The sequence below is a fragment of the uncultured Brachyspira sp. genome, assembly GCF_944390845.1.
Lineage (GTDB): Bacteria > Spirochaetota > Brachyspiria > Brachyspirales > Brachyspiraceae > Brachyspira > Brachyspira pulli.
Genome location: NZ_CALXRM010000005.1, coordinates 52705 through 77849, shown reverse-complemented (window position 1 = coordinate 77849; position 25145 = coordinate 52705). Strand labels below are relative to the sequence as shown.

At 28.9% G+C, this 25145-nt stretch carries 23 protein-coding genes and 1 rRNA gene; 16 read left to right on the top strand and 8 right to left on the bottom strand.

The annotated features are described in order from the left end of the window. The 5 genes from Q0K52_RS02055 to Q0K52_RS02035 all read left to right on the top strand — a co-directional run. Positions 1–181 (top strand): hypothetical protein (locus tag Q0K52_RS02055; RefSeq protein ID WP_297295938.1); only part of this gene is annotated, 181 nt, incomplete at its 5' end. Between the two features lie 528 nt (positions 182–709). Further along, positions 710–2224, top strand: a 16S ribosomal RNA gene (locus tag Q0K52_RS02050). 196 nt (positions 2225–2420) lie between these two features. Next, positions 2421–2753: a cupin domain-containing protein gene (locus Q0K52_RS02045; RefSeq protein WP_297295936.1), complete on the top strand. Its 333-nt coding sequence runs from the start codon at positions 2421–2423 to the stop codon at positions 2751–2753. Positions 2754–2758: 5 nt separating this feature from the next. Continuing rightward, positions 2759–3622, top strand: coding sequence for a peptide chain release factor N(5)-glutamine methyltransferase (prmC, locus tag Q0K52_RS02040; protein WP_297295934.1), 864 nt, complete (start codon positions 2759–2761; stop codon positions 3620–3622). Between the two features lie 1137 nt (positions 3623–4759). After that, the gene (locus Q0K52_RS02035) at positions 4760–5923 is read left to right on the top strand and encodes a hypothetical protein (protein WP_297295932.1); all 1164 of its coding nucleotides are present in this window, start codon (positions 4760–4762) and stop codon (positions 5921–5923) included. Positions 5924–6044: 121 nt separating this feature from the next. Here the strand turns inward: Q0K52_RS02035 and Q0K52_RS02030 are convergent, their stop codons facing one another. From Q0K52_RS02030 to Q0K52_RS02020, 3 genes are all read right to left on the bottom strand, one after another. Then, entirely contained in the window at positions 6045–7445 is a 1401-nt protein-coding gene (locus Q0K52_RS02030; protein WP_297295930.1) for an MATE family efflux transporter, read from the bottom strand. Positions 7446–7780: 335 nt separating this feature from the next. Then, positions 7781–8488, bottom strand: a complete 708-nt coding sequence (locus Q0K52_RS02025) for a zinc metallopeptidase (protein ID WP_297295928.1) — start codon at positions 8486–8488, stop codon at positions 7781–7783. Positions 8489–8820: 332 nt separating this feature from the next. Next, positions 8821–9801 (bottom strand): M28 family peptidase, encoded by a 981-nt coding sequence (locus Q0K52_RS02020; RefSeq protein WP_297295927.1) that lies wholly within the window; start codon positions 9799–9801, stop codon positions 8821–8823. 288 nt (positions 9802–10089) lie between these two features. On the opposite strand from Q0K52_RS02020, the gene Q0K52_RS02015 reads away from it, so the two are divergent. Both Q0K52_RS02015 and Q0K52_RS02010 read left to right on the top strand, forming a co-directional pair. Further along, on the top strand, positions 10090–10926 hold the full coding sequence (locus Q0K52_RS02015) for a flagellin (protein ID WP_297295924.1): 837 nt from the start codon (positions 10090–10092) through the stop codon (positions 10924–10926). 114 nt (positions 10927–11040) lie between these two features. Further along, positions 11041–11973, top strand: coding sequence for a hypothetical protein (locus Q0K52_RS02010; protein ID WP_297295922.1), 933 nt, complete (start codon positions 11041–11043; stop codon positions 11971–11973). A 315-nt stretch (positions 11974–12288) separates the two neighbouring features. Here the strand turns inward: Q0K52_RS02010 and Q0K52_RS02005 are convergent, their stop codons facing one another. Beyond that, positions 12289–12780, bottom strand: a complete 492-nt coding sequence (locus tag Q0K52_RS02005) for a tRNA (cytidine(34)-2'-O)-methyltransferase (RefSeq protein ID WP_297295920.1) — start codon at positions 12778–12780, stop codon at positions 12289–12291. Between the two features lie 178 nt (positions 12781–12958). Here Q0K52_RS02005 and Q0K52_RS02000 point away from each other — a divergent pair, with 178 nt between their 5' ends. The 8 genes from Q0K52_RS02000 to purN all read left to right on the top strand — a co-directional run bounded on the left by Q0K52_RS02000 (position 12959) and on the right by purN (position 21871). Further along, positions 12959–14452, top strand: a complete 1494-nt coding sequence (locus Q0K52_RS02000; protein WP_297295918.1) for a hypothetical protein — start codon at positions 12959–12961, stop codon at positions 14450–14452. 127 nt (positions 14453–14579) lie between these two features. Next, positions 14580–15326, top strand: a complete 747-nt coding sequence (locus tag Q0K52_RS01995; RefSeq protein WP_297295916.1) for a hypothetical protein — start codon at positions 14580–14582, stop codon at positions 15324–15326. A gap of 28 nt (positions 15327–15354) precedes the next feature. Further along, on the top strand, positions 15355–17688 hold the full coding sequence (gene infB / locus Q0K52_RS01990) for a translation initiation factor IF-2 (protein ID WP_297295914.1): 2334 nt from the start codon (positions 15355–15357) through the stop codon (positions 17686–17688). Positions 17689–17975: 287 nt separating this feature from the next. Then, positions 17976–18527, top strand: coding sequence for a hypothetical protein (locus Q0K52_RS01985; RefSeq protein ID WP_297295913.1), 552 nt, complete (start codon positions 17976–17978; stop codon positions 18525–18527). Positions 18528–18546: 19 nt separating this feature from the next. Further along, positions 18547–19455 (top strand): hypothetical protein, encoded by a 909-nt coding sequence (locus Q0K52_RS01980; RefSeq protein ID WP_297295911.1) that lies wholly within the window; start codon positions 18547–18549, stop codon positions 19453–19455. 11 nt (positions 19456–19466) lie between these two features. Further along, the gene (locus Q0K52_RS01975; protein ID WP_297295908.1) at positions 19467–20144 is read left to right on the top strand and encodes a hypothetical protein; all 678 of its coding nucleotides are present in this window, start codon (positions 19467–19469) and stop codon (positions 20142–20144) included. A 162-nt stretch (positions 20145–20306) separates the two neighbouring features. Beyond that, entirely contained in the window at positions 20307–21320 is a 1014-nt protein-coding gene (gene purM / locus Q0K52_RS01970; protein ID WP_297295906.1) for a phosphoribosylformylglycinamidine cyclo-ligase, read from the top strand. Continuing rightward, the gene (gene purN, locus Q0K52_RS01965; RefSeq protein WP_297295904.1) at positions 21308–21871 is read left to right on the top strand and encodes a phosphoribosylglycinamide formyltransferase; all 564 of its coding nucleotides are present in this window, start codon (positions 21308–21310) and stop codon (positions 21869–21871) included. Before purM ends, purN begins: the two co-directional genes overlap by 13 nt. Position 21872: 1 nt before the next feature. Here the strand turns inward: purN and Q0K52_RS01960 are convergent, their stop codons facing one another. From Q0K52_RS01960 to Q0K52_RS01945, 4 genes are all read right to left on the bottom strand, one after another. Next, positions 21873–22364: a zf-HC2 domain-containing protein gene (locus tag Q0K52_RS01960; RefSeq protein WP_297295902.1), complete on the bottom strand. Its 492-nt coding sequence runs from the start codon at positions 22362–22364 to the stop codon at positions 21873–21875. Then, positions 22361–22906, bottom strand: coding sequence for an RNA polymerase sigma factor (locus Q0K52_RS01955; protein WP_297295900.1), 546 nt, complete (start codon positions 22904–22906; stop codon positions 22361–22363). Before Q0K52_RS01955 ends, Q0K52_RS01960 begins: the two co-directional genes overlap by 4 nt. A 21-nt stretch (positions 22907–22927) precedes the next feature. Then, positions 22928–23392 carry a periplasmic heavy metal sensor gene (locus Q0K52_RS01950; RefSeq protein ID WP_297295898.1) on the bottom strand — a complete coding sequence of 155 codons (465 nt, stop codon included), beginning with the start codon at positions 23390–23392 and terminating at the stop codon, positions 22928–22930. Positions 23393–23479: 87 nt separating this feature from the next. Then, entirely contained in the window at positions 23480–23878 is a 399-nt protein-coding gene (locus Q0K52_RS01945; RefSeq protein WP_297295896.1) for a hypothetical protein, read from the bottom strand. Positions 23879–24068: 190 nt separating this feature from the next. Between Q0K52_RS01945 and Q0K52_RS01940 the strand changes: the two genes are divergently transcribed. Beyond that, positions 24069–25142: a hypothetical protein gene (locus Q0K52_RS01940; RefSeq protein ID WP_297295894.1), complete on the top strand. Its 1074-nt coding sequence runs from the start codon at positions 24069–24071 to the stop codon at positions 25140–25142. The last annotated feature ends 3 nt before the right edge of the window (positions 25143–25145 follow it).

Sequence of the window (25145 nt, the reverse complement as noted above, 5' to 3'; positions counted from 1 at the left end):
TTTAAGATTTTTTGAAATGATTTTAAGATTTTTTGAAATGATTTTAAGATTTTTTGAAATGATTTTAAGATTTTTTGCGGCTTTTTATAGAAATTTTATGCCCTTTAGACCTGCTATTTTGGAAAAATTTAGAATTATTTTGGAAAAAATATCGCTGTGTTTTGAAAATTACATAGTCTAAAACGTTTTTTTTAAAAGTTTTTTTCTAAAAAAATCCAATTTTTTGCAATTTTTTTAAAAAAATCAGCAAAAATTTCCAAAAAAGCCCCAAAATTTCCCTGAAATTCCAGATTTTGAGCCATTTTCGAGGTCGAAATTGGCAAAAAATGGCCAAATTTGGCAAAACGAATTTTAAAAATGTAGTATATGTATTATAAAGTCTAATTCCAACTAAAAAACCCAGATTTTTTTTAAAAAACGCGGTTTTAGCCTATTGTGTTTTTTCGACCCTGTGCTATAATAATGTAACAGTTGATGAGAAACGAAAAACAAAACGAAACATCAGCTGAGACACAAAACTAAAAAACAAAAGTTCTTTGAAATATGGATAGCAGAAGCAATTTAAGAAAAACAAAAACACAACTGGTGTAAATGAACTTAATAAGTTCTATGACCCAACGGTTACAATTTGTAACATTTCTTTAAGTAAGTAAATCTCTATTCAGTAGAATAGAAAAATAAAGAATCATTTCAGATTCACAAAATTGTGAGTATGGAGAGTTTGATTCTGGCTCAGAGCGAACGTTGGCGATGCGTCTTAAGCATGCAAGTCGAGCGGGCTTATTCGGGCAACTGGATAAGTTAGCGGCGAACTGGTGAGTAACACGTAGGTAATCTGCCGTAGAGTGGGGGATAACCCATGGAAACATGGACTAATACCGCATATACTCTTGCTACATAAGTGGCGTAGAGGAAAGGAGCGATCCGCTTTACGATGAGCCTGCGGCCTATTAGCCTGTTGGTGGGGTAACGGCCTACCAAAGCTACGATAGGTAGCCGACCTGAGAGGGTGACCGGCCACATTGGGACTGAGATACGGCCCAGACTCCTACGGGAGGCAGCAGCTGAGAATCTTCCACAATGGACGAAAGTCTGATGGAGCGACATCGCGTGAGGGATGAAGGCCTTCGGGTTGTAAACCTCGGAAATTATCGAAGAATGAGTGACAGTAGATAATGTAAGCCTCGGCTAACTACGTGCCAGCAGCCGCGGTAATACGTAGGAGGCAAACGTTGCTCGGATTTACTGGGCGTAAAGGGTGAGTAGGCGGACTTATAAGTCTAAGGTGAAAGACCGAAGCTCAACTTCGGGAACGCCTCGGATACTGTAAGTCTTGGATATTGTAGGGGATGATGGAATTCTCGGTGTAGCGGTGGAATGCGCAGATATCGAGAGGAACACCTATAGCGAAGGCAGTCATCTGGGCATTTATCGACGCTGAATCACGAAAGCTAGGGGAGCAAACAGGCTTAGATACCCTGGTAGTCCTAGCCGTAAACGTTGTACACTAGGTGCTTCTATCTAAATAGGAGTGCCGTAGCTAACGTCTTAAGTGTACCGCCTGAGGAGTATGCCCGCAAGGGTGAAACTCAAAGAAATTGACGGGTCCCCGCACAAGTGGTGGAGCATGTGGTTTAATTCGATGATACGCGAAAAACCTTACCTGGGTTTGAATTGTAAGATGAATGATTTAGAGATAAGTCAGACCGCAAGGACGTTTTACATAGGTGCTGCATGGCTGTCGTCAGCTCGTGTCGTGAGATGTTGGGTTAAGTCCCGCAACGAGCGCAACCCTCACCCTTTGTTGCTACCGAGTAATGTCGGGCACTCTTAGGGGACTGCCTACGTTCAAGTAGGAGGAAGGTGGGGATGATGTCAAGTCCTCATGGCCCTTATGTCCAGGGCTACACACGTGCTACAATGGCAAGTACAAAGAGATGCGAGACCGCGAGGTGGAGCGAAACTCAAAAAAGTTGCCTCAGTTCGGATTGGAGTCTGAAACTCGACTCCATGAAGTTGGAATCACTAGTAATCGTAGATCAGAACGCTACGGTGAATACGTTCCCGGGGATTGTACACACCGCCCGTCACGCCATCGGAGTTGGTTTTACCTGAAGTCGTTAGCCTAACCGCAAGGGGGGCGGCGCCGAAGGTGGGACTGATGATGAGGGTGAAGTCGTAACAAGGCAGCCGTACCGGAAGGTGTGGCTGGATCACCTCCTTTATTCGGAGATTGTCCGACTTAAATCTTACTGCTGTTCATATTTGAAAGAATTTTTCCATATTATATTTTTTATACCTCGTTAATAAACTAGCCACTTAGGCTGGTTTTTTTTGTGCCTTTTATTCTTTATTTTCTTGAATTCTTCTATAAACTTGTTATACTTTTAAATATTTTAATTTTTAAAAAGGAATTTATTATGTATCAAGATTTTAATAAAACTGAATTAAAAAATTTAGGTAATGGGCTTAAAAGAAGAATATTAGCTCATTCTGATAATCTTATGACTGTTTATATGGAATTTGATGAAAATGCTGTAGCTGAACCTCATTCTCATAATGAACATGAACAGATTACTTATATACTAGAAGGTGAATTTCAATTTAATGTTAATGGTCAGGAATATTTGTGTAAGCCTGGTGATACTTTGCATTTCGCTAAGAATATGGCTCATGGATGTAAATGCATTAAAAAAGGTAAGTTATTAGATACTTTTACTCCTCAAAGAGAAGATTTTTTAATTAATGAATAAATAAAATGAATATTAATCAAGCAATAATTAATTACGCTAAAAAATTAGACAATATTAATAATGATTATAAAGTGTCTTATATTGAGGCACAAACAATTATAATGCATACTTTGAACCTCTCTAAAGTAAAATTAATATCAGAAGGATTAAAAGAGCTTACAGATAGTGATATAAATCAAATAGAGAGATTTATAAATAGACGTCTTAATTATGAGCCTTTATCTTATATAATAAATAAAAAAGAGTTTTATGGTTTTGATTTCTATGTAGATAGTAATGTGCTTATTCCAAGGCCTGAAACAGAAGAAATTATTGATTTAGTATTAGATTATACAAAGAATAAAAATAATATTTCAATATGTGATATTGGTTCTGGAAGCGGAAATATACCTATTACTTTAAAAAAATTATTTTTAGAGCAGAATAAAAACATTGATATTACTGCTCTTGAAATAAGTTCTTCAGCTGTTGAAATTATAAAGAAAAATACTTTAAATATATTAGGTTCTATTGATTCTATAAATATAATAAATGCTGATGCTTTAGATTTTCTACCAGAAAATAAATTTGATATAATAATTTCCAATGCCCCTTATGTACCTTTAAGAGATAAAGATTCATTACAAAAAGATTTAGAATTTGAACCTCAAAATGCATTATATTCTGGATATGATGGACTTGATTTTTATAGGAATTTTTTAAGTATTATAGACAAATATCTTAATAATAACGGAGCTTTCTTTTTTGAGATAGGCTATGATCAGGGAGAGGCTTTAATAAATATATGTAACAGCATTAATATAAAAAATGCGGCAGTAGAAAAGGATTTAAGTGGTAAGGATAGATTTTTAATTTGTATTAACTATTAAGTATTAATAATTTAACGCACGGTAAACCAAGTTTATAATATAATCAAATTTCAATTACATATAAATCTATATTTCTAGTTTAGTATTACGTGCGGTGAGTAGACATCAGATTTAAAAAATCTTGGGTGGGCAGCTAAAATAACAATTAAAAATTTAAAAGAAAAATAATTTATAAATATCAAGAAAAAATAAAAAGGATAGAGGGTGGGCAAGTGTAATAAAATTTTAAAACTTCAATATTTTTAAAATTAAAGCATATTATACCGAACGTATATTGTACTTTGTATAATGAATAGTATTACCGTTCGGCAAACCCGTACGACTAGTACCCCGCCCTTTATTCTTTGTTGTGTAAATCAATAATGTTGCTTTTATTGTCTTTATTACTTAATTAGAAATTTTAGCACCCGCCCAAGTTTTGTTTTTTTATTATGTTATTACCGCACGAAGAATGATTTTATAAATATAAGCTTAATTATTAATTCAATTTATATTTATTATAAGAATGCATTCACCGTGCGTTGAGTAAAGTTTTAAATTTAATTAATACTTTGTTTTGAACATAGTAAAATTTTAAAACTTCAAATATTTTGTAAATTAATGCATGTTATACCGAACGTATATTGTACTTTGTATAATGAATAGTATTACCGTTCGGCAAGCCCGTACGACTAGTACCCCGCCCTTTATTCTTTGTTGTGTAAATCAATAATGTTGCTTTTATTGTCTTTATTACTTAATTAGAAATTTTAGCACCCGCCCAAGTTTTGTTTAATTTTATTGTGTTATTACCGCACGAAGAATGATTTTATTAATATGAACTTAATTATTAATTCAAATTAAATTTATTATAAAAATGCATTTACCGTGCGTTGATGAAGTTATGAATTTAATTAGCACTTTTGTGTGAGTTCTTTTTTCTTAATTACAGTTTAATATAAATAAAATTTTTAATTGAAATTGAGGCTATAAATTTTACAGTGTGGATTTAAAAAAATATATATGTCTTTTTTGTAGCTTTTTGGGCGAAAAAAAGTTGATATTAAAATTTATTTAATATATCTGTAAATAAATTTTATTGTAATATAGTTTATAAAATGTATAATTATGGAATTAATATTTTAGGATAAAAATAAAATGTATAAAGATTTATCACACTTAAATGAAGAAGAATTAGACATTTTAATAGAGAAATATTACAGTGGTTATAATGTTAGAAAGATTTTAGAAGAATATAATTTAGATATAAAATCTTCTAAATTATATACTTATTTTCCACCAAAAGTTGTTCCTGAATATAGATGTAGACATTGTAATAGTTACATGATTTATAATAGAAAATCTAAAATGTATGGTGATAATTATAATATTCGAGATTTATTTTGCCAAAATTGTGGGCATGAATATGAAGATAAATATTGTCAATGCTATTATTGCCAACGAGAAAAAAAAGAAATATTAAATTATAAAAAAGATATCATAAAAAAAAGATATAACATAGAAAATATAAACAGTATAAATTTTGATAATTTAAATTTTTTTAATAAAGTTTATTTAGGTTCTATTGTAAGGGCATTAATATCAGAGGATTTATCATATATAAAAGATCTTAATAGTTCTAACATAAAGTTATCTCCATGTGATGAATTAACTTTTAGAATGTATAAAGAATTAACAAAAATACAAGCTTTAGTTGTTAGTCCATTTTCTGATGTATCATCATTTAAAGATTGTGAAGAATTTCCAAGTATATATTATATTGATCAAGTTATGTATATATTAAATATAAATGATGATTTCAATTTAGACAATATTATAAAAAGAATTATAAATCCTGATTATTATAATTTAGAAAATATTAATGATGCATATAATTTATGGAAAGATATAGCAATTAATGAATGTATAGAATATTTAATATATCAAATTAAGCAAATAAATTTTGAATTTAATCCAGCAGATAAAACATATAATATTATTGAGATAATGTTAGAAAATTTTTCTGTTTCACAAATATATAATATCATAGATAAAAGTGTAAAAAATGCTTCGAAATTTTATTTGGAGAAAAAAGTTTCTAAACAACATGCAGCTAATTCAATAATAGGCGGATGTGAAAGATATGCAAATAGAGCTATTATTGAAAAATGGGATTTAACAAGATATAAACGTAACTACGATTTACCACAAAGTGAGATTAGCGAATTCTTTTTTAATAAAGTTATAAAAATAGGAAATTTAGGATTTGATATATTCCCTAATATAGAATTATTAAGAAGTAAATTTTCTAATAATGATTAATAATTGAATTATTTTATATTTAATTAAAATTTAATACTATATAAAAAAAGCATGCACTTCTAAAAAATAAAAGTGCATGCGAGGTTATATTATCTTTTTAGAATATATGCTTAACTATTAATTATACATTTGCATAAGCTGGTTCTGAACTATTTTCATTGTTATTTTTTTCTTCTTCTAAAGCTCTTCTTTTAATTTTCTTGTAAATATAAATATACATAACTGTAGCTAATGCCACACTTACAATATCAGCTATAGGCTGAGACCATATAATACCGTTTATACCGAATAATTTAGTACCTATAAGTATTGCTGGTACAAATGCTATACCTTGTCTGCTTAATGAAAGTATTAGTGAAGGTATTGACTTTCCTAATGCTTGGAATGTAGACATAAATACGAATTGGAAACCTATTATAGGAGCTATAGAATAACTAGCTACTAGGAATTTTACACCATAATCAATTACTTCTTCATTGTTAATGAATATTTGAACAGATAATCTTCCAAATATTAAAGATAATCCTAAAAGTAAAAATCCTATTATTACGCTTGTAACGCATGATAATTTTATAGCGGCATTCATTCTTTTATAATTTTTAGATGCAAAGTTGTATCCTACAAAAGGCTGAAGACCTTGAGAAAGACCTATAAGTACAAGTATAACAAGTGTAAATATTCTCTGAGCTACTCCAAGCCCTGCTAATGCATTATCACCGTATCCTGCAGCTAAATTATTTATAAGAACATTTGAAGCACTCATAAGTATATTGTTTATAGAAACTGGTATTCCTATAGAAAATACATTGATAAGTATATCTTTAGGCATGGAAAAATCTTTAAAATGTATTGATAAAAAAGATTTTTTTCTTAATATATGATATATGTAGTATGCTGTAGAGCAGGCATTGCCTATTATAGTAGCAAGAGCAGCACCTGCAACTCCCATATTCATATAAAGTATCATAATAGGGTCTAATACTATATTAACTACAGTACCTATCATCATACCAATCACAGCCTCTTTTGAAGAACCTTCAGAACGTATGATCTGTCCCATAGCCATTTGATTTACTACAAAAGGAGCACCTAATGCCACTATTACTAAATAATCTTTAGAAAATTGGTAAGTATTAGGGCTTGCACCTGATATTTTTAGTATATCTCTCATGAAAATCAAATATACTGCCATAGAAATAAATCCTACTATAATGCTTGCATAAAAAGCAAAAGAGGATATTTTTTTTACGCTTTCATAATCTTTGGCACCTAATTTTCTTGATATGTATGATCCTCCGCCTATACCAAATATATTACCAAAAGCCATAAGAAGTAAATATATAGGCATACATAATGATACTGAAGCAACCTGATTTGGATCTCCAGTTTGTCCTACAAAGAAAGTATCTACCATATTATAAAAAACGTTTACTAACATTCCTAGTATTGTTGGAAGTGCTAGCGTAAGTAGAGCTTTATGTACTGGATAATTTTCAAATAATTCAATTTTTTTATCTGTCATACGTCGTACCTCCTGATTTTAATTGTTTGAAATATATAGTATACTATATATTAAAATATAGCAAGCAATATATAAGAAGAAAATTTGATTTTTTTTCTATGTATTTTTGTAAAATTTTAAATTTTATTTTATTTTTTATTAATTTATCTATTATGTAAAGGCTATATTGCTTAGTTATTTTAAGTTTTATTAATATTCAATTTATAAAAAATGGATATGAAAATAGTATTAAATCGTACTATATTTTATAAATGTTGCTTCTATTTAAAAAAATAAAGAGGCATTATTAAACCAATAATAATGCCTCTTTTTCAATAAACTCTATATAGATTATATTAATCTCTTCTTTTTTGTGCCAACATTACAAGTCTTAAAAGTGTAAGTATAGCACTAACAGCAGCAGCAACATAAGTTAAAGCAGCAGCAGATAAAACTTTTTTAGCTCCGTAAAGTTCTTCACTGTCTAAAAAACCGCCTTTATCCAATATCTTTATAGCTCTATTTGAAGCATCAAATTCAACAGGCAAAGTAACTAAAGAGAAGAATACAGCAAATGCAAAAAGTATAATACCAGCTATCATAATGTAATATGAAAAACTTCCAGCACCGCCTATCATCATACCTATCAATACCAAATAAGGTCCGAATTGATCTCCTATAGCACATAAAGGATAGAAACCATTTCTTATAGAAAGAGGAGCATATCCTCTGTCATGCTGTATAGCATGTCCTACTTCATGAGCAGCAACGCCTAAAGCAGCAACATCAGTACCGTCATATACACCAGAAGAAAGTCTTAAAACTCTTGCAGAAGGATCATAATGGTCTGTTAATGTACCGCCTATTCTTTCCACAGGAATATCTATACCATATCCTGACAATATGTATTTAGCAGTTTCAGCACCAGTTATTCCTCTTTTATTTTCCATTCTGCTGTATTTAGCATAAGTAGTTTTTACTTTAATTTGGGCCCAAAAACCTAATATTAAACCCGGTACGAGTATCCATATATATCCAAAATAATACTCAAAATATCCAAACATATTAAAAACCTCCTATTTTTTAGTATTTTCCATTATAAAATTATAAAATAATTTGAATATATTACAACAATTTTCTATAACAATGTTAATAGTTTTAATGTAAAAAATAAATTTTGTATGTTATATGTTTTTATTGTTAGCTATAAACTTCTTATAAATTAGCGTACAATTTTAATTAAGATATAAAAAAATCTAATAATTGACATTTAATTTTTTGTTTTAAGTATAAAATTCTTATTATATGGATTAAATTAGTAAACTTTTATTATTGCTAGTCATAAACTCGCTTTATAATAGCTGACAACTTATCAGCTGCTCGTTTATGACATAAATCAATAAATTTTATCAGCATTCTTTACAGAGTATTCGATGGTTTTTCCTACAGCTTCCAAAGTTTTTTTGTCTAATTTATCTATTGTATCTTGTGATGTATGATGAAAAGGATAATCCATATCTATAACATCTATAAAAGGTATTTTCTCATTCAAAAAAGGAGTATGATCATCAATTATGCTTCCATAATGAGCATCAAAAAAATATTTGCTATATCCTAAATCATTAGCATACTGCCAAATTTTATTGTATATTGGCGAATAGTATGTATGTGCGAAACTTTCATATTTGAATTTTGCGTCTTTGCTTCCTACCATATCAAGAAGTATTCCAAATTTTATTTTTTGTTTATCTATTAACTTATCTCTTAAGATAATTTCATTCACAAAAGCAATGCTTCCCTGTATCCAGTCGGTTTCAATTAAAGAATTTCCTTCAACATCAAATAAATTTCCGTCATCTTCCAAATCAAATAATACAAAGCAAACACTATAAGGCAAATCATTATAATTTTTTAAAGCGTTCATAAGTTCAAGTAAAACACCGCTGCTGCTTGCTCCGTCATTGGCACCGCTTATAGGTTTATTTCTATTAAATGCCATAGGATCTTTTTCTGCTACTGAACGGCTGTCGAAATGGCTTGATATAATTACATAATTGTCAGTTTTTCCTTTGAGAAAAGCATATATATTTTCGCCTTTTCTGTCTTTAATGTATGGAGCTTCAAAATTATGAGTATGTACTTCATAACCCATATTAGAAATTTCTTGTTTAAATAACTCTCTTACTTTTTTATGGGCTTCGCTTCCGTAATTTCTAGGGCCTAAATCGGTTTGAGCCTTTATATATTTGTATGCATTTTCAGAATTGAAGTAAAAATTATCATTTATTTTTATACTATTATCAGTATTTGCCCTTGCATTATTACAAGAACTTAGAAAAATAGCGGTGATAAAGAGCATTATATATATATATTTCATGTTTTTTTTATTCCTAAAATGTGATAATACCGCTCAATTTTAGTGTAATATAGTTAAAAAGTCAATCTTATTGTAGTAATATACAGTATAAAATAGCTTATCGACATTTTTTTATAAAAAATTAGTCTTTACTTTTTTTTAAAAAGGTATTATAATTAATTATGTGAAGTTGATATTATGTTGCTATTTTTTAGGGGATGACTAAATAGCAGGGTAAGACATAATATACATAGCTTTAGAAAATAAAAATTACAAAAATATTTTAAGCACTATTCATGGAGGGTAGTTATGATTATCAACAATAATATTTCTGCATTAAATGCAAACAGACAATTGAATTTAACTGGAAATTCAATGACTAAAACAATCGCTCAACTTTCTAGCGGTCAAAGAATAAATACAGCTGGTGACGATGCTTCTGGATTAGCAGTATCTGAAAAAATGCGTTCTCAATACCGTGGTTTACAACAAGCTACTAGAAACGCTCAAAACGGTATCTCTTTCATTCAAACAACTGAAGGTTATTTAAATGAAACTACTAACATTATGCAAAGAATGAGAGAATTAGCTATTCAAGCTGCTAACGGTATCTATTCTGACAGCGACAGAGCTTTAATCCAAGTAGAAGTTAACCAATTAGTAGCTGAAGTTGACAGAATCGCTTCTCAAGCTGAATTCAACAAAATGAACATGTTAACTGGACGTTTTGCTGCTGACGGTCAAACTCCTATGACTTTCCACATCGGTGCTAACATGGATCAAAGAATTTCTGTTAATATAGGTTCTATGACTGCTGCTAACTTACAAGTTGGTGGAGATACTCCTATTTCTATTTCTTCAGTTGAAACTGCTAACCAAGCTTTAGGTAGAATCGACGAAGGTATACAAATGGTTGTAGCTCAAAGAGCTGAATTAGGTGCAGTTCAAAACAGAATGGAATCAATGGTAAAAAGCTTAATGATAGCTACTGAAAACACTATAGCTTCTGAAAGCGTTATACGTGATGCTGATATGGCTTCTGCTATGGTTGCTTATACTCGTGAGCAAATCTTACAACAAACAGGTGCTGCTATGTTAGCTAACGCTAATATGAAAAACCAATCTATAATGAGAATCATTGGATAATTTTTTCTAAGCGACTTATTACAAATGTAGATATAAAGCCCGTCGGTAGCAATACTGATGGGCTTTAATTTTTATATCAAAAATTAATATGATTTTCTCTTATTAAGGTTGTATATGTATAAAAATAATGTATATAGAAAAGAAAAAATAGAAGGAAGAAGTTTTTTCGGTATTATTAAAAATGGTTCTTATTTCTTTTCCAATTTAGCAATTTATGAAGATGGTATAGTTAGTGCTTGGGCTAAATTTGATATTTATCAATTTGAAAAAGCATTGGAAAGAAAATGGGTTGTATCATTTATAGAAGATAATGAGAAATTGGATATTCATGGAATAGGGGATTTTGAAATTTTAGAATCACAGTGGCTTCATAAAGATGATTATTATGAATATGTGAAAAGCATATTAAAAGAAATGAATCCTGAAATGCAGAATATTTATAAAACTACTCAAAGAGAAATAGAAAAATGGGAAAGTTTAAAAGTAGGATTTTCTGCAAGTCCAATTGATTTTAAAATGAAAGGAAAATTCGGATATGATTTATCCGACGGTAAAAGTTATTTTATATTTAGAAAATCTCCTAATTATTCATATAATAAAGAAGTATTTTTAATTTGCTATACAATTTATGATGATGAAACAATATCTTTTAATAATGATGAAAAAGTATATTCTTTTGATGATATGAAAAATATGTTTGATAAAGATGAGTTATTATTATATCCAAAAGAAGATGATACTATCATAATAGAAAATCTTGCAAAACTTAAATTAAAATCAGTTATAAAATACACAAATAAAGAAGAAAAATTAAAAGAAATAGAAGAAAATATAAAAGAGATTTCAGGTAAAGAAAATGCTTTTGATTATGCAATAAGATGTTATCATGATTATCTTGTATATCCTTCAGATTATAATAGAAAATTATTAAAAGAAGCTTATGAAAAAGTACCTGAACATGAAAGAATGTTTTTAGGAGATATGGACAATAAAGACACTGATTTCATAAGAATAATTTATACTCCTAATATAAAGAGGGAAGTATAAAACTGAGGCAGTCTTTTAGTATATACCTAAACAATTATATTTTGTCAATTTTCACTTTTTTATAAATGTAAATTATTATTTTTTATAAAGTAAAAGATTACCTAATATTAAGAAATATGTTTTACATGTAATATATATTTATTGATTTTGTATAATAATGAGTAATCAGCCGCACTTATAGAGGACATTCAGTAAGAATAAGCAATACTGTGCGGGTTGCCGCTACGGCTAGTAGTTGACAAAGTTAAAAATTTTTAGTATATAAAAAAATAACAAGCATTTTAAAAATATACTTATTTAAAACAAATATTATTTTTAATTTGAAAGGCAAATATGTCTGTATGCTTCATAAGCCACAATAGCTGCAGTATTTGATAGATTTATTGAACGTATATTATCACTCATAGGAACATATACAGAATTTTCTAAATCATTTTCCCATAATGATTCTCTTAAGCCGGTAGATTCTCTTCCGAATAGAAGTATATCATCATTTGAATAATTAAATTCGTCGTATCTATTTTTTCCAAATTTAGTAATAGGTATTATTCTTTTATTATTGTTATTGCAGTATTCTAAAAATGTATGTTCATTTTCATGTTTTGTTATATCAAGATGTTCCCAATAATCCAAACCAGCACGTCTTACTTCTTTAGAGCTTATTATAAATGCAGGCTTTGAAACTATATGCAAAGATATATTAAGTCCTACGCATAATCTTCCAATGTTTCCAGTATTAGCTGGTATTTCAGGTCTGTATAATGCTATTGATATATTAAAATTGTCTTTTATTTTTGTTTGATCCATAATGCTATAAATTTATTTTTAATATGTATTTTTTATTTTTATTTTAGTATAGTTTATATTTTTTTCAACATGTTTAATATATTAATATAATTATTATTTTAAAACTATTGATTTTTTTCATTTATAAGTTAAAGTAGTTAATTAGGGATTTTATATAAAAAGAAGGTAAGAAGAAAAAGTGAATAAAATAGAAGAATATAATCAGTCAACTTCAAAATATGAGCTATATACTCATCTTACAGAAAAAATAGTTTCAGGCGAAATAAAAGCCTTTTCAGAAATTTTTACTTATGCTAAAAACGTTAATTTTGAAAAAGTACATGATCACAAAGCAATATTAAAGGGGTTATTCGATCTTATACGTAAAATTAACTGGGGGTTTTTTAATAATTTAGATAAAGAATCTTATCCGAAACTATGGAGCAAATTCGTTATAGAAAATCAAAAATATAATTTTGCTGGGGATTTAAAACTTAGTTTGTCAATAGCTGATGTTTATATAGCAATGCTTGATATTCATGGCTATACAAAATTTTGCGAGGAAAATAAAAATAATTTATCAAAACTGCATGCATTAGATGATTTGATGCAAAATAAAGTAAGTGAAGTAACAAAATTTTATAATGTTATATCACATAGGAAGCAGGGTGATGAAATTATTATGGTATGCCCTACAGCAACAGACGCTTTGAGTGCTACAATAGCTATAATTGGTGTATTAAGTAAAAAGAGATTATTAAATGAATATCCTAGCGTTGATACTTCAGGACTTCCGGAGTTTAAAATAAGTGCCGGAATATCAGGCGGAAACACTAACAGCTCTTTGATTATTACAGAAGACGGAGATTTATCAGGATTCTTAATTAATAATGCTGCAAGAATGCAGTCAAGAGCAAATACTTTAGCTCCTAAAGAAAATAAAGTAATAGTTACAAAGAACTTACAATTTAACTTCTTGAAAGAAAATAGTAAAGTAAAAAGCGAATTATTTGAAAAGAACATTATATCTTTCTATGATAATGGAATGATATCATTTAAAGGTACAGAGATACCTATTGTAGAAGCTATATTTAATCCTAATGAAAAATATAAAGAATCATTCTTTAATGAAATGGAAGAACTTGTAAAAAGTGTAAGAGGAAATTTATGGAAGCAGAGAATGTTTACTGCAATTTTGGATTTAATATCCAAAGTAGCTAAATCAATGCCTCCTTTTGAAATAAAAGAAAAAGTTAATGATTATATATCAGGCTATACTAATGCTACTATATGTGATTTATGCGATAGAGCAAATGGAGCTTATGTAGTTAAAGAAAATTATAAAGAGGCGATAGACACTTTTGCTTTAATAATAAATTTATTAAAGACTATTCCAGATTTTGATAAAATGGTTCTAGAATATGCCGAAAGTATTTGTGCGGGGTATGAAAAAGTTTTGCCTATATATGATGTGGTTATAAAGAAGGATATAGAAGCAAATATATCTGAAATATTTCCAGCTAATCATATACCAATATTCCAAAATGTACAAAAGGCAAATGAAACCTATAATAAGTTAATGAATTATGCTATGAGCAGTAAAACATTAAAAAGAAGAAAATCTATTTGGTACGGTATTTTAGAAAAAGAATTGCCTAATTTGGTAATTAGTATGTATTCTGGTAAAAAATAATAAAAAAGTTCTTGACTTATTAATTGCATATATGTAAAAATTATGCGTTTTTGCTTGCAGAAATATTTATATATGATACACTATACAACTATTAAATCGTTTTTTTATTTTTAAGGAGTATAAATTTATGAGTTTAAAAAACTTGAAAAAACTGTTATTAATATTAACGTCATTACCTATCATTGCCTGCTCGCAGAGTCAGGGCGGAACATCTTCAAGTTCTTCTACTTCATCTGATTCAGTTGCTTATTTAAAAGGCGGAGAAGGCGAATGGGTATTAAAAATAGATGATTTTACTATTAATCAAACTAATTTTACTAAAGATTTAGAAGCTTCTTTAGTGCTTCAAGGTGCTACACCAGAACAAATAGCTATGTATGCTAATGATGCTGCTACTAAACAAATGTATGCAGATCAATTAATAAGTTCTATTTTATTATTGAAAAAAGCTGAAGAAGAAAAGTTTTTTGATACACAAGAAGCTAAAGATTTTATAAACTTATCAATAAGAAATATTAAATTCCAATATTATTTGACTAAATTAATGGCTGATGCTGCTAAAAATATACCTGATCCAACTCCTGAACAGGCTAAAGCTTTTTTTGATCAGGCTAAACAGCAATTAACTCAAATGTATGGTATAACAGAATATAATACAGAAACAGCTCCTTATATTGCTCAGTTATATAAAAATGCTTATGCTGAACAATTAGTACAAAGAGATGTAACAGATTTAAAAGATAAAGCAGTTATAGAAAGAAATACTGCAGTTTTAGGCGAAGCAAGCATACTTCCTCCTACAATAGGTCAGCAAAATACAAATGCTGCTATGCCTGCTCAAAGCAATGATTTATTACCAAGAACAAACAATTAAAATCTAATATAAATGGGAAAGGAAAATAATGTCTCAAAAAAATGAGAATAATGAAAAAAACATTAATCAAGAAAGCTCTGTAGCTGATAATAAACCTAAAGTTATAATAAAAAAGGCCAATAACAATAATAACAACAATAATGATGACGGCCAAGCTACAGCGAAAGTAAAGAAAAAAGTTATAGTAAAAAAGAAAATTATAATACATAACAAGGCTGAGAAACAGGAAGTTCAAAAGCAGGAAAATAATTCTGAAAATATAAAAAATTCTAATAGAGATAATAATAACAACAATAAAGAAAATAATAAAAATAAGAATTATTCTCATACTAATAAAGAACATAAAGACTTCAACAAAGAGAGCAAAGAAAATAAAGAAAACAAAATATTTAAAGATACTCCTATTGCTTCTCCAGTTGAAGATGTTTCTTCTTTCAAGAAAGATAATAAAAAAGACAATAAAAAAAGAGATTATGAGAAGAAAGAAAAAGAATACGATAAGAAATCTTCTCAAAAAGACTCTAAAGCTGAAGCTGCACAAAGACAAGAAAATAAAATCTTTAATAAACTTCAAGCTAAAAAACGTCAGCAGGAACAGAGACTTGCAAGTGTTGAAAAAGAAATCAGCATAATGGAAACTATTACTGTAGGTGATTTAGCTAAAAAGATGAATTTAAGAGCTTCTGACATAATATCCAAACTTATGGGAATGGGTACTATGGCTAGAGTTAATGATATAATTGACTCTGATACTGCTACAATTATAGCTGATGATTTCGGCTGTAAAGTTAATGTAGTGTCTTTACAGGAAGAAGCTACTATTGAAGTAAAAGAAGATAGAGAAGAAGATTTGAAGCCTCGTCCTCCAGTTGTAACAATTATGGGACACGTTGACCATGGTAAAACTTCGCTTCTTGATGCTATAAGACATAGTAATATTACTTCTAAAGAAAGCGGCGGTATTACTCAAAATATTGGTGCTTATAAAGTAAAAATACCTAGCGGAGAAATAGCATTCATTGATACTCCAGGACACGCTGCATTCACTATGATGAGAGCTAGAGGTGCTAAAAGTACTGACATAGTAATACTTGTTGTTGCTTCAGACGACGGAGTAATGCCTCAAACAGTTGAAGCATTGAACCATGCTAAAGAAGCTAATGTACCTATAATAGTTGCTGTTAATAAAATGGATTTGCCTAATGCCAGTATGGATAAAGTAAAAGCTGCTTTATCTGAATATGGTCTTACTCCGGAAGAATGGGGTGGAGATACTCAATACATTGGTGTTAGTGCCTTAACAAAACAAGGTATTAATGATTTATTAGAGGCTATTATTTTACAAGCTGAAATGTTGGAATTAAAAGCTAATCCTAACAGAGAGGCAATAGGTATAGTATTAGAGGCTTCTCTTGATCAGGGCAGAGGTCCAGTAGGTACAGTATTAGTACAAAATGGTACTTTGAAAATAGGAGACTATTTCGTATGCGGACTTTCTGTTGGTAAAGTACGTGCTATGGTTAATGATTTAGGTCAAAGAGTTACAAAAGCTTTGCCTTCTACTCCTGTTGAAGTTCTAGGTTTTGAAAAGACTCCTGAAGCAGGCGAATCATTCAATGTTATGCTTGATGAAAAAGAGGCTAAAGCTATAGCAGATAAGAGAGTACAATTAAAACAGCAAGAAGCTTTGAAGGCTAATGTTAAAGTTACATTAGAAAATCTTTATGAGAAAATAGCTTCTGATGCTATGAAAGAGTTTAAAGTTATTATTAAAGCAGATGTACAAGGCAGTGCTGAGGCTTTAAGAGATGCTTTAAATAAAATACAAAGTGATAAAATTCGTTTCGTTTCAATATATAGTGCCTCAGGTGCAGTTACTGAAAGTGATGTAAACTTGGCACATGCTTCTAATGCTATTATTATAGCATACAGAGTACGTCCTTCCGCTAAAGCTAGAGAATTGGCAGAAAAACTTGGAATACCTATAGAAAGATATGATATCATTTATGAGGCAATAGAATCTATTCAAAATGCTATGAAAGGTTCTCTTGAAAGACTTAAAAAAGAAGTTGATATCGGTACTGTTGAAGTTAGAGATGTATTCCATGTACCTAAAGTTGGTACTATTGCCGGTTGTTATGTAACTAGCGGTAAAATAGAAAGAAATGCTAGTGTAAGAGTAATGAGAGATAATGTTCTCATATACACAAGCAAAATATCCAGCTTAAGACGTGTTAAAGATGATGTAAAAGAAGTTGCTACTGGTTATGAATGCGGTGCTTCTATAGAAAACTTTAATGATATTAAGAAAGGCGATATATTAGAGATATTCAAGATTGAAGAAATAGCACAAGATTTATAATCTTTTGTATTTAAATATTTTATAAGCGATGAATTCATTATGGGTTCATCGCTTTTTTTATTGTTATTTTTATTTTTGTATATAATTTTATTCTTATTCATGTATTATTACCGTATATATATATTGCTTTTTATGTATAAAATGTATTGTAGAGTTGAAAAAATGTTAACAGTTATGCTTAAAATAAAGTAAAATTTTTTTTATTTATTTTTTTATCATTGATTATTTATTTTTTATATGACATAACAATATATATGATGAAAAATACATAATATAGGAAATTGAATATGAAACAATATTTTATTTTTATTTTGTTATCTATTATGTCATTAGTATCATGTACAAAAAATACTGGCATAGTTGTAACAAAACCTGGTTCAAATTTAATTTTAGACAAAATGAATTCTGGAACTTGGGGAGGTGCAGCAGTATCTGATGGCGGAAACAGATTAGATATAAACAACAGCCAAAATGGTAATGAAGGTAGTTATACATTTGATTCTTCTGTACTTGGTATAGGAGCTATGTATAAAGATCAAAACGGAGGTTATTTATTAACAGTTCCAATGGGACCAGATTTGGTTGTAGTAAAAGTTGACCAAAGTGGTAAGAATGCTATTAATGCTGTTTTAGATGTATTAGATTATGCTGGCGGAGAATCTGTTATTGGAAATTTGGTTAATGTTGTAGTAAAAGAAGGTGCTGATAATATTGATTTGAGCAATCCTGATAAAATACTTGCAGGAATTAACATTCCAATGGAAAAATATGAAGAAGTAAAAAATATATTGATGTCATCTAACAAAAATAGTTTTACAAATGCTGAAACTATACAGTAATTTTTTTAGAGTGTGATTTATGAAAAAGAATTTTATAATAATATTTATTTTGATTAGTTTATCAAATGTTGTATTTGCTAAAGGTTTACCATTATCTACTGAAGCAACAGGAGAAGATTATAGCTGGATTAAAGGCAGACAAATGATTAGTTTGAATTTCAATCCTGGAATATCTGTATTTGCTCCTTTATATTTTAATGATATATTCAGACATGGAAAACATATAGCAGGTATGTTGGGTATGAATTTAGGAGATATAGGCTCTTATTTTAATTATGCTGAAGTTAAGGGAACATCTTGGTTTTTGCCTAGAGTAGAGTATTCTTTATTTGTGCATAATCAAATAGCTCTTGAGGCTGGAATAGGAGTATATGGAAGTGAGTATCTATTAAATATTAGTAAAGAAAATGCTAGTAAATTGTTAACTGATATGGGACAAGGTGATTATGCAAGTGTTATTGCTTCAGATACTAAATTCAAAGCTTCATTTGTATTTATGCCTACTACATTTGGTGTTAAGTTTTATGGTAAGAAAAGACAATTTTATAATGCTTTCCGTTTAGGTATAGATGCATTTTTCTATACTATTGAAACAGAAAACGGCTTAACAGGAATAAAAACTACTCAGTCTATATCAGATGCGGCAGTTTATGTTTCTTATGAAATTGGTTGGAATATAGAATTATTCCCTACTAAAGAGTGGAGAGTAAAACCTATGATAGATATAGGTCTTTTAGAAATTGGTTACTATGTAAGACCTTGGGCAGGCAATGTATATGGTGCTATACAAGGAAACTTAGGTGTTTTAACTGCTGGTTTTGTTCAAATGCCTTTACCTGCTTGGGAAAGCGTTCCTGGTTGGGCTAAAATAGTTTCTAATTTAAGAATAGGTTTATTCCCTAGAATAGGCGTTAGTATAAGATTTTAATGGATTGGATTATGAAAAAAATAATAATACTTATATTTGTTTTAATATTATCAATTAATACTGTAATGTATGCGGCAAGTTATGAAAATGCTAAGCATGCTGTAGGCATAGATTTTGGTACTACAATATTTTCTGCTGTAACTTTGCCTGGTGTTGCTAATTTAATATTTCAGCCAAAAAATGGTGCTACTGAAAAATTATTTAAAGGCGGTTTCGGTATAAGATTTACATACAATTACAGATACTTGCCTAAACAGGCAATAGATGCTACTTTTGGTATATATACTTTCAGTGGTTATTACAATGGAGTAAAGACTATTGAAGGAACCAGTAATTATGAAAAATTTTATAATGCTGATGTTGTAGCTATACCTGCTTCTATAGGTGTAAGATTCTATTTCAATAAAAGAGATAAAGATAATGGCTTCTTCCTTCTTCCTAAAGTTGGTATGACTATATTTGCTGTAAACGGCAGAGATTATCAGGCTAATAAACAGGAAAAAAGTGCTATAGCTAATTTCTATATATCTGGCGAAATGGGTTTCAAGATAGATATGTTTACAAAAATGGGTGCTGAATGGCCAGTACGTCCATTTATAGATATATCAATATTAGATTTCGGTTATTCATTTACACATGGAATCAGATTTGTACCGCTCCCTAGATTGGCTGTTGGTTTGGCATTCTAAAATATATGTTAATATAAAAATAAATAGGTATGGTTTTTTTACTATACCTATTTTTTTTATATTTATAAAAATTTTTCTTGTAAATAAAAAAAATATTGGTATACTACTAATTATATATATCTTATTCAACAATAAAAAATGTAAAAATGAAGGAAATTATTTATGAGTATTTCTTATGAAGACAGCGGAGTCAGCAGAGAGGAAGGTTATAAAGCCGTTTCTCTTATGAAAGAAGTTGTAGCTAAAACTATGCATGAAAATGTGCTTAATAATATAGGCAGTTTTGGTGCTATGTATGAACTTGGAAAATATAATAATCCAGTTTTGGTATCCGGGACAGATGGTGTTGGTACGAAATTAGAAATAGCATTTTCTATGAAAAAGTATGACACTATAGGAATAGATGCTGTTGCTATGTGTGTGAATGATGTACTTTGTCATGGTGCTAAACCTATTTTCTTTTTAGATTATTTAGCTTGCGGAAGATTAAATGGTGAAACTGCTGCTTTGATAGTTAAAGGTATTGCTGACGGCTGTTATGAGGCTGGAGCTGCTTTGATAGGCGGTGAAACTGCTGAAATGCCTGGTTTTTATAAAGAAGGCGATTATGATATAGCAGGTTTTTGTGTTGGTGTTGTTGAGAAAGATAGAATCATTGATGGTTCAAAAGTTTCTGAAGGGGATGCTATTATAGGTATTGCTTCTTCTGGTTTTCACAGTAATGGATATTCGCTTATAAGAAAATTAGTTCGTGATTATAATGCTGTATATGAAGGCGAAAAAATCGGAGAAACTCTTTTAATTCCTACTAAAATATATGTTAAAAAAGTTTTGCCTTTATTAGATAAATATAATATTAAAGGTATGGCACATATTACAGGCGGCGGACTTATAGAAAATGTTCCTCGTGCTGTTGCTAAAGGTTATAAGGCTGTTATCAAAAAAGAGAGCTTCCAAACTCCTAAAATATTTAATTATATTAAGTATCTTGGAAATATCAAAGAAGAAGAAATGTATAATACTTTTAATATGGGCATAGGATTTGTAATAATAGCTGCAAAAGAAGATAAAGATAATATTATAAATGATTTAAAAGAAATGAATGAATATGCTTATGAAATAGGTTATATTGCTAAAAATGAAAATGAGGATAAGAGTGATATATGCTTAGAATAGCTGTTTTAATTTCCGGCGGCGGAAGCAATTTAAAATCATTGATAGAATCACAGGATAATAATTATTATAAAATAGATATTGTTATTGCTGACAGAAAATGCGGGGGCTTAAATATAGCCGAAAATGCTGGTATAAAAGCTGTTTTGATAGACAGAAAATTATACAAAGATGAATTATTCAAAAAAATAGATGATGAATTATCTAATATAGATTTAGTTGTTCTTGCAGGATTTTTATCTATAGTAGATTCAAATTTTATAGCAAAGTGGGCTAATAAGATTATTAATATTCACCCTTCGCTTCTTCCTAAATTTGGCGGAAAAGGAATGTATGGTATTCATGTTCATGAGGCTGTTATAGCAAATAAAGAAAAAGAATCAGGCTGCACTGTACATTATGTTACTGATACTATAGACGGAGGCGATATTATAATGCAGGCTAGGGTAGAGGTAAAGGAAGATGATACTCCGGAAATACTTCAAAAAAGAGTATTAGTAGAGGAGCATAAACTTCTTCCTGCAACTGTTAAGAAATTATCTCAAGCTGTTTAATTTATTTACCCATATAATAAATATAAGCTGACATTATTGATATTTCTCCTGCTGTTTCATTACCTTCATTTTCTTCATCGCTGTAGCTGAAATAACTTGATAATGGTGCATAATCGTCTTCAGTTATATTGTAATCTATACTTGTTTTTATAATAGAATCATTTAAATCTGAAACTATTAATTTAGCATCATCGCTAATTATATTATTAGGTTTATTATATATGCTTGATATTCCAAAAAATAGTAATAATACTGCAGCTACAGAACCTATATATCTTATTACTTTATATTTATTGAATGTGTTTTTCTTGTTCACTATAATAGGATTATTACCTAAAAGTATAGATGACATAGAATCTAATTCATTTTTAAACTTCTGACATGATTTGCATTCTGATAAATGCTTTTCCATTTCAAATATTTCATCTGTATTTAAATCATTGTCTTTGTATCTGCTTATTAGCATTTCATAATATTCATGATTGTTTTTCATAAGCTCACCCCCATTTTTTGCATAATAGATAAGAGTTTTTTTCTAGCTCTGAAAATTCTAGTTCTTACTGTATTAACAGGAAGATCTAGTTTTTCAGATATTTCGTTATAAGAATAATTTTCATATTCGGCCATCATAAGCGGTATACGAAAATCATCTTCCAATTTTGCCAATGCCTCTGCTAGTATAATTTTATTAATACTATGATCATTATCTGATTCCTGCACCTCTGAATTTCTATATTCTTTAAGTCTGTATTTCTTTTCTCTTTCTCTTTTTCTAATATGATCTATTGCCCTATTGAAGGACACTCTATAAAGCCAAGTATAAATCTTGCTTCTTCCTTCAAAACTTTCTCTTTTTATATAAAAGCTTACAAAAACGTCCTGCACTATTTCTTCTGCCTCATCAGTATTAGAAATAATGGAATAAACCAAATTAAACAATGGTTTTTTATATGTTTCTATAAGCTCTTTATAGGCTTCTTCATTGCCTATTTTAAAAGCATCTATATTATCTTCATAAGCCATAGTTTCGTTCATACTTACCCTTAAATTATTTCATTATTTCATCATACAACTATTTAGCTGTGCTTTTTGCTCAGGGGTTAGTACATCAATGATATCTAAATCCCTAACTATTCTCAAATAATCCCTTAATGCTTCCTGCTCTTTTTTACTTTTTATTAATTCTTTTAATTTATTTCTGTCAGTATTTTCTTTCATTAATTCCATTCTAATATTGTTTTCTATTCTTTCTATTTCAAATCTTATAGGTTCTTCTTCAGTTATAAATTTTATAGCAATATCATACATTTTATTTGCTTGTTCATCTGTAAGTACTATTCCTGCTCTTCTAAAAAACTGCAATGGATCATGACCTAATCTTTTATCAAAATCATCTCTGCCTCTATGTCTTGGACCTCTAGGGCCGCCTCCATGAGGACCTGGACCCATTGGACCTGGCTGACCTAAAAGAGTTAAAGATAATATCAATATTAGTGATGTGATGTATACTACTTTTTTCATAAACTCTCCTTACAAAACTGCTGTCAATTTTATTTAATGATCCTCTAAATCCATTTATTTAGACGATTTACAGATAAAAAAGTTCCCTTACTTTTGGAAAATTATATAATATTTTATCTTTTTTATATCAGTGTCGGAAAATAATTCTAAAATATCCAAATCGCATGACATAATAAGATAGTCAAAATCTGCTTCTTTTCTCTTTTTTTCGTAAATAAGTTCTTTTATATTTTTTAAATTGATTTCATCTCTTTCATATTCTTTACTTATTTTGAAATCTATATCTTTTATTTCTTTTAATAGTATTTTTGCATCGTATGAATATTTATTTACTATTAATTTGATATTTTCTAATTGATCCTTTTTTATTTCTATACCAGCATCTCTAAGAAGTTTTAAAGAATTATCACTTATTTTAAAATTATCATTAGCGTATAAAATACTTATATTAAACAAAATAAAAATAAATATTATGAATTTTTTCATATATCTCCAATCTAAATAAAGTAATTTAATTTTTTATTATTTACCCTTTAGACGAATATAAAAATAAAAAGTTCCTTAAAAATAACTTTCAAATAACTTTATTTTGTATCTTTAAAAAAGTCTTTTTTTGTACTATAATATTAGAATTACAAAAATATTTTAATTACAAATATAAAGGTTCGGATATAAAATGTACAAAATAATTGCTTTTGATGAAAAACTGAAAAGGGTAAAAATACTCTATGATGACAATTCTAAAAATGCCATGTTTTCTTTAATGCGTTATATAAAGTCAAAGATAAATGCAGAGATGAAAGAAAAAGATAACGGCTATTTATTATTTAATGAAGATAAGAAATACTTTTTTTATATTGTAGAAAATGATGCTTTATATATAGAAGTATTAGAACATGATGATAAAGTGGCTTTTTCAAATTTTAAATATATGGAAGGAGAGTTTAAATCTTATATAGAAGATATTAATTTGCTTCAAATAAATGAAAAAGTAAAAAATATAAATGCTGCTATAAAGGATAATATGTGGCTTGATTTCATGATTTCTGATTATGAAAAAGATTTGCATATTGTAGCAAGCAATGATTTAAGCTGCTATCATAGTATAGAAGTGATTTTTAAAAATGCTTCTTTTGTACAATGTTCAAAACATTTTAATGTATGTCCAAATGAGTATGATGTATTTTATGTTTGCAGCAGCGATGATATTGAATATATTAATAAAAGTTATAAAAATATAATAAATGAGAAGTATTCTGTTATAATAAAAATTAAGCCAGATGATACTAATAGTTTCTTTTATATAGCTTGCGATGGTTTGGAATTTATAGATGAAGAAGTAAGATACGATTATGATTTTACATCTTTGTATTCTTCTGATAAGGAAAACATTATAAAGAAATATGATCTTAAAAAAGAAAATAATGCTTGGTATCAGGAAAAAGAAAATTCACATAAAACATTAATATTTACAGATAAATTTTTAAATAGAAATGATACTATTGGTATATTGTTTAGAATATATAAATTATGTTTTGCCAAAGTAAAATATTTTAGGGCTTATCCATTCAAATTTGAGCCTTATAAATATGATTATAAAAAAGGATTCATTAAAACAGAACTTTGGGACGCAGAATTCTTCAAACATACGGATTCTGGATATATGCTTGATTTAAGATTCTTGCAGTCTATAACAGTTTATGAAGATTTTGTTAAATTATGCAAAGAACTGGAATCTTTTGAAAAATGATGT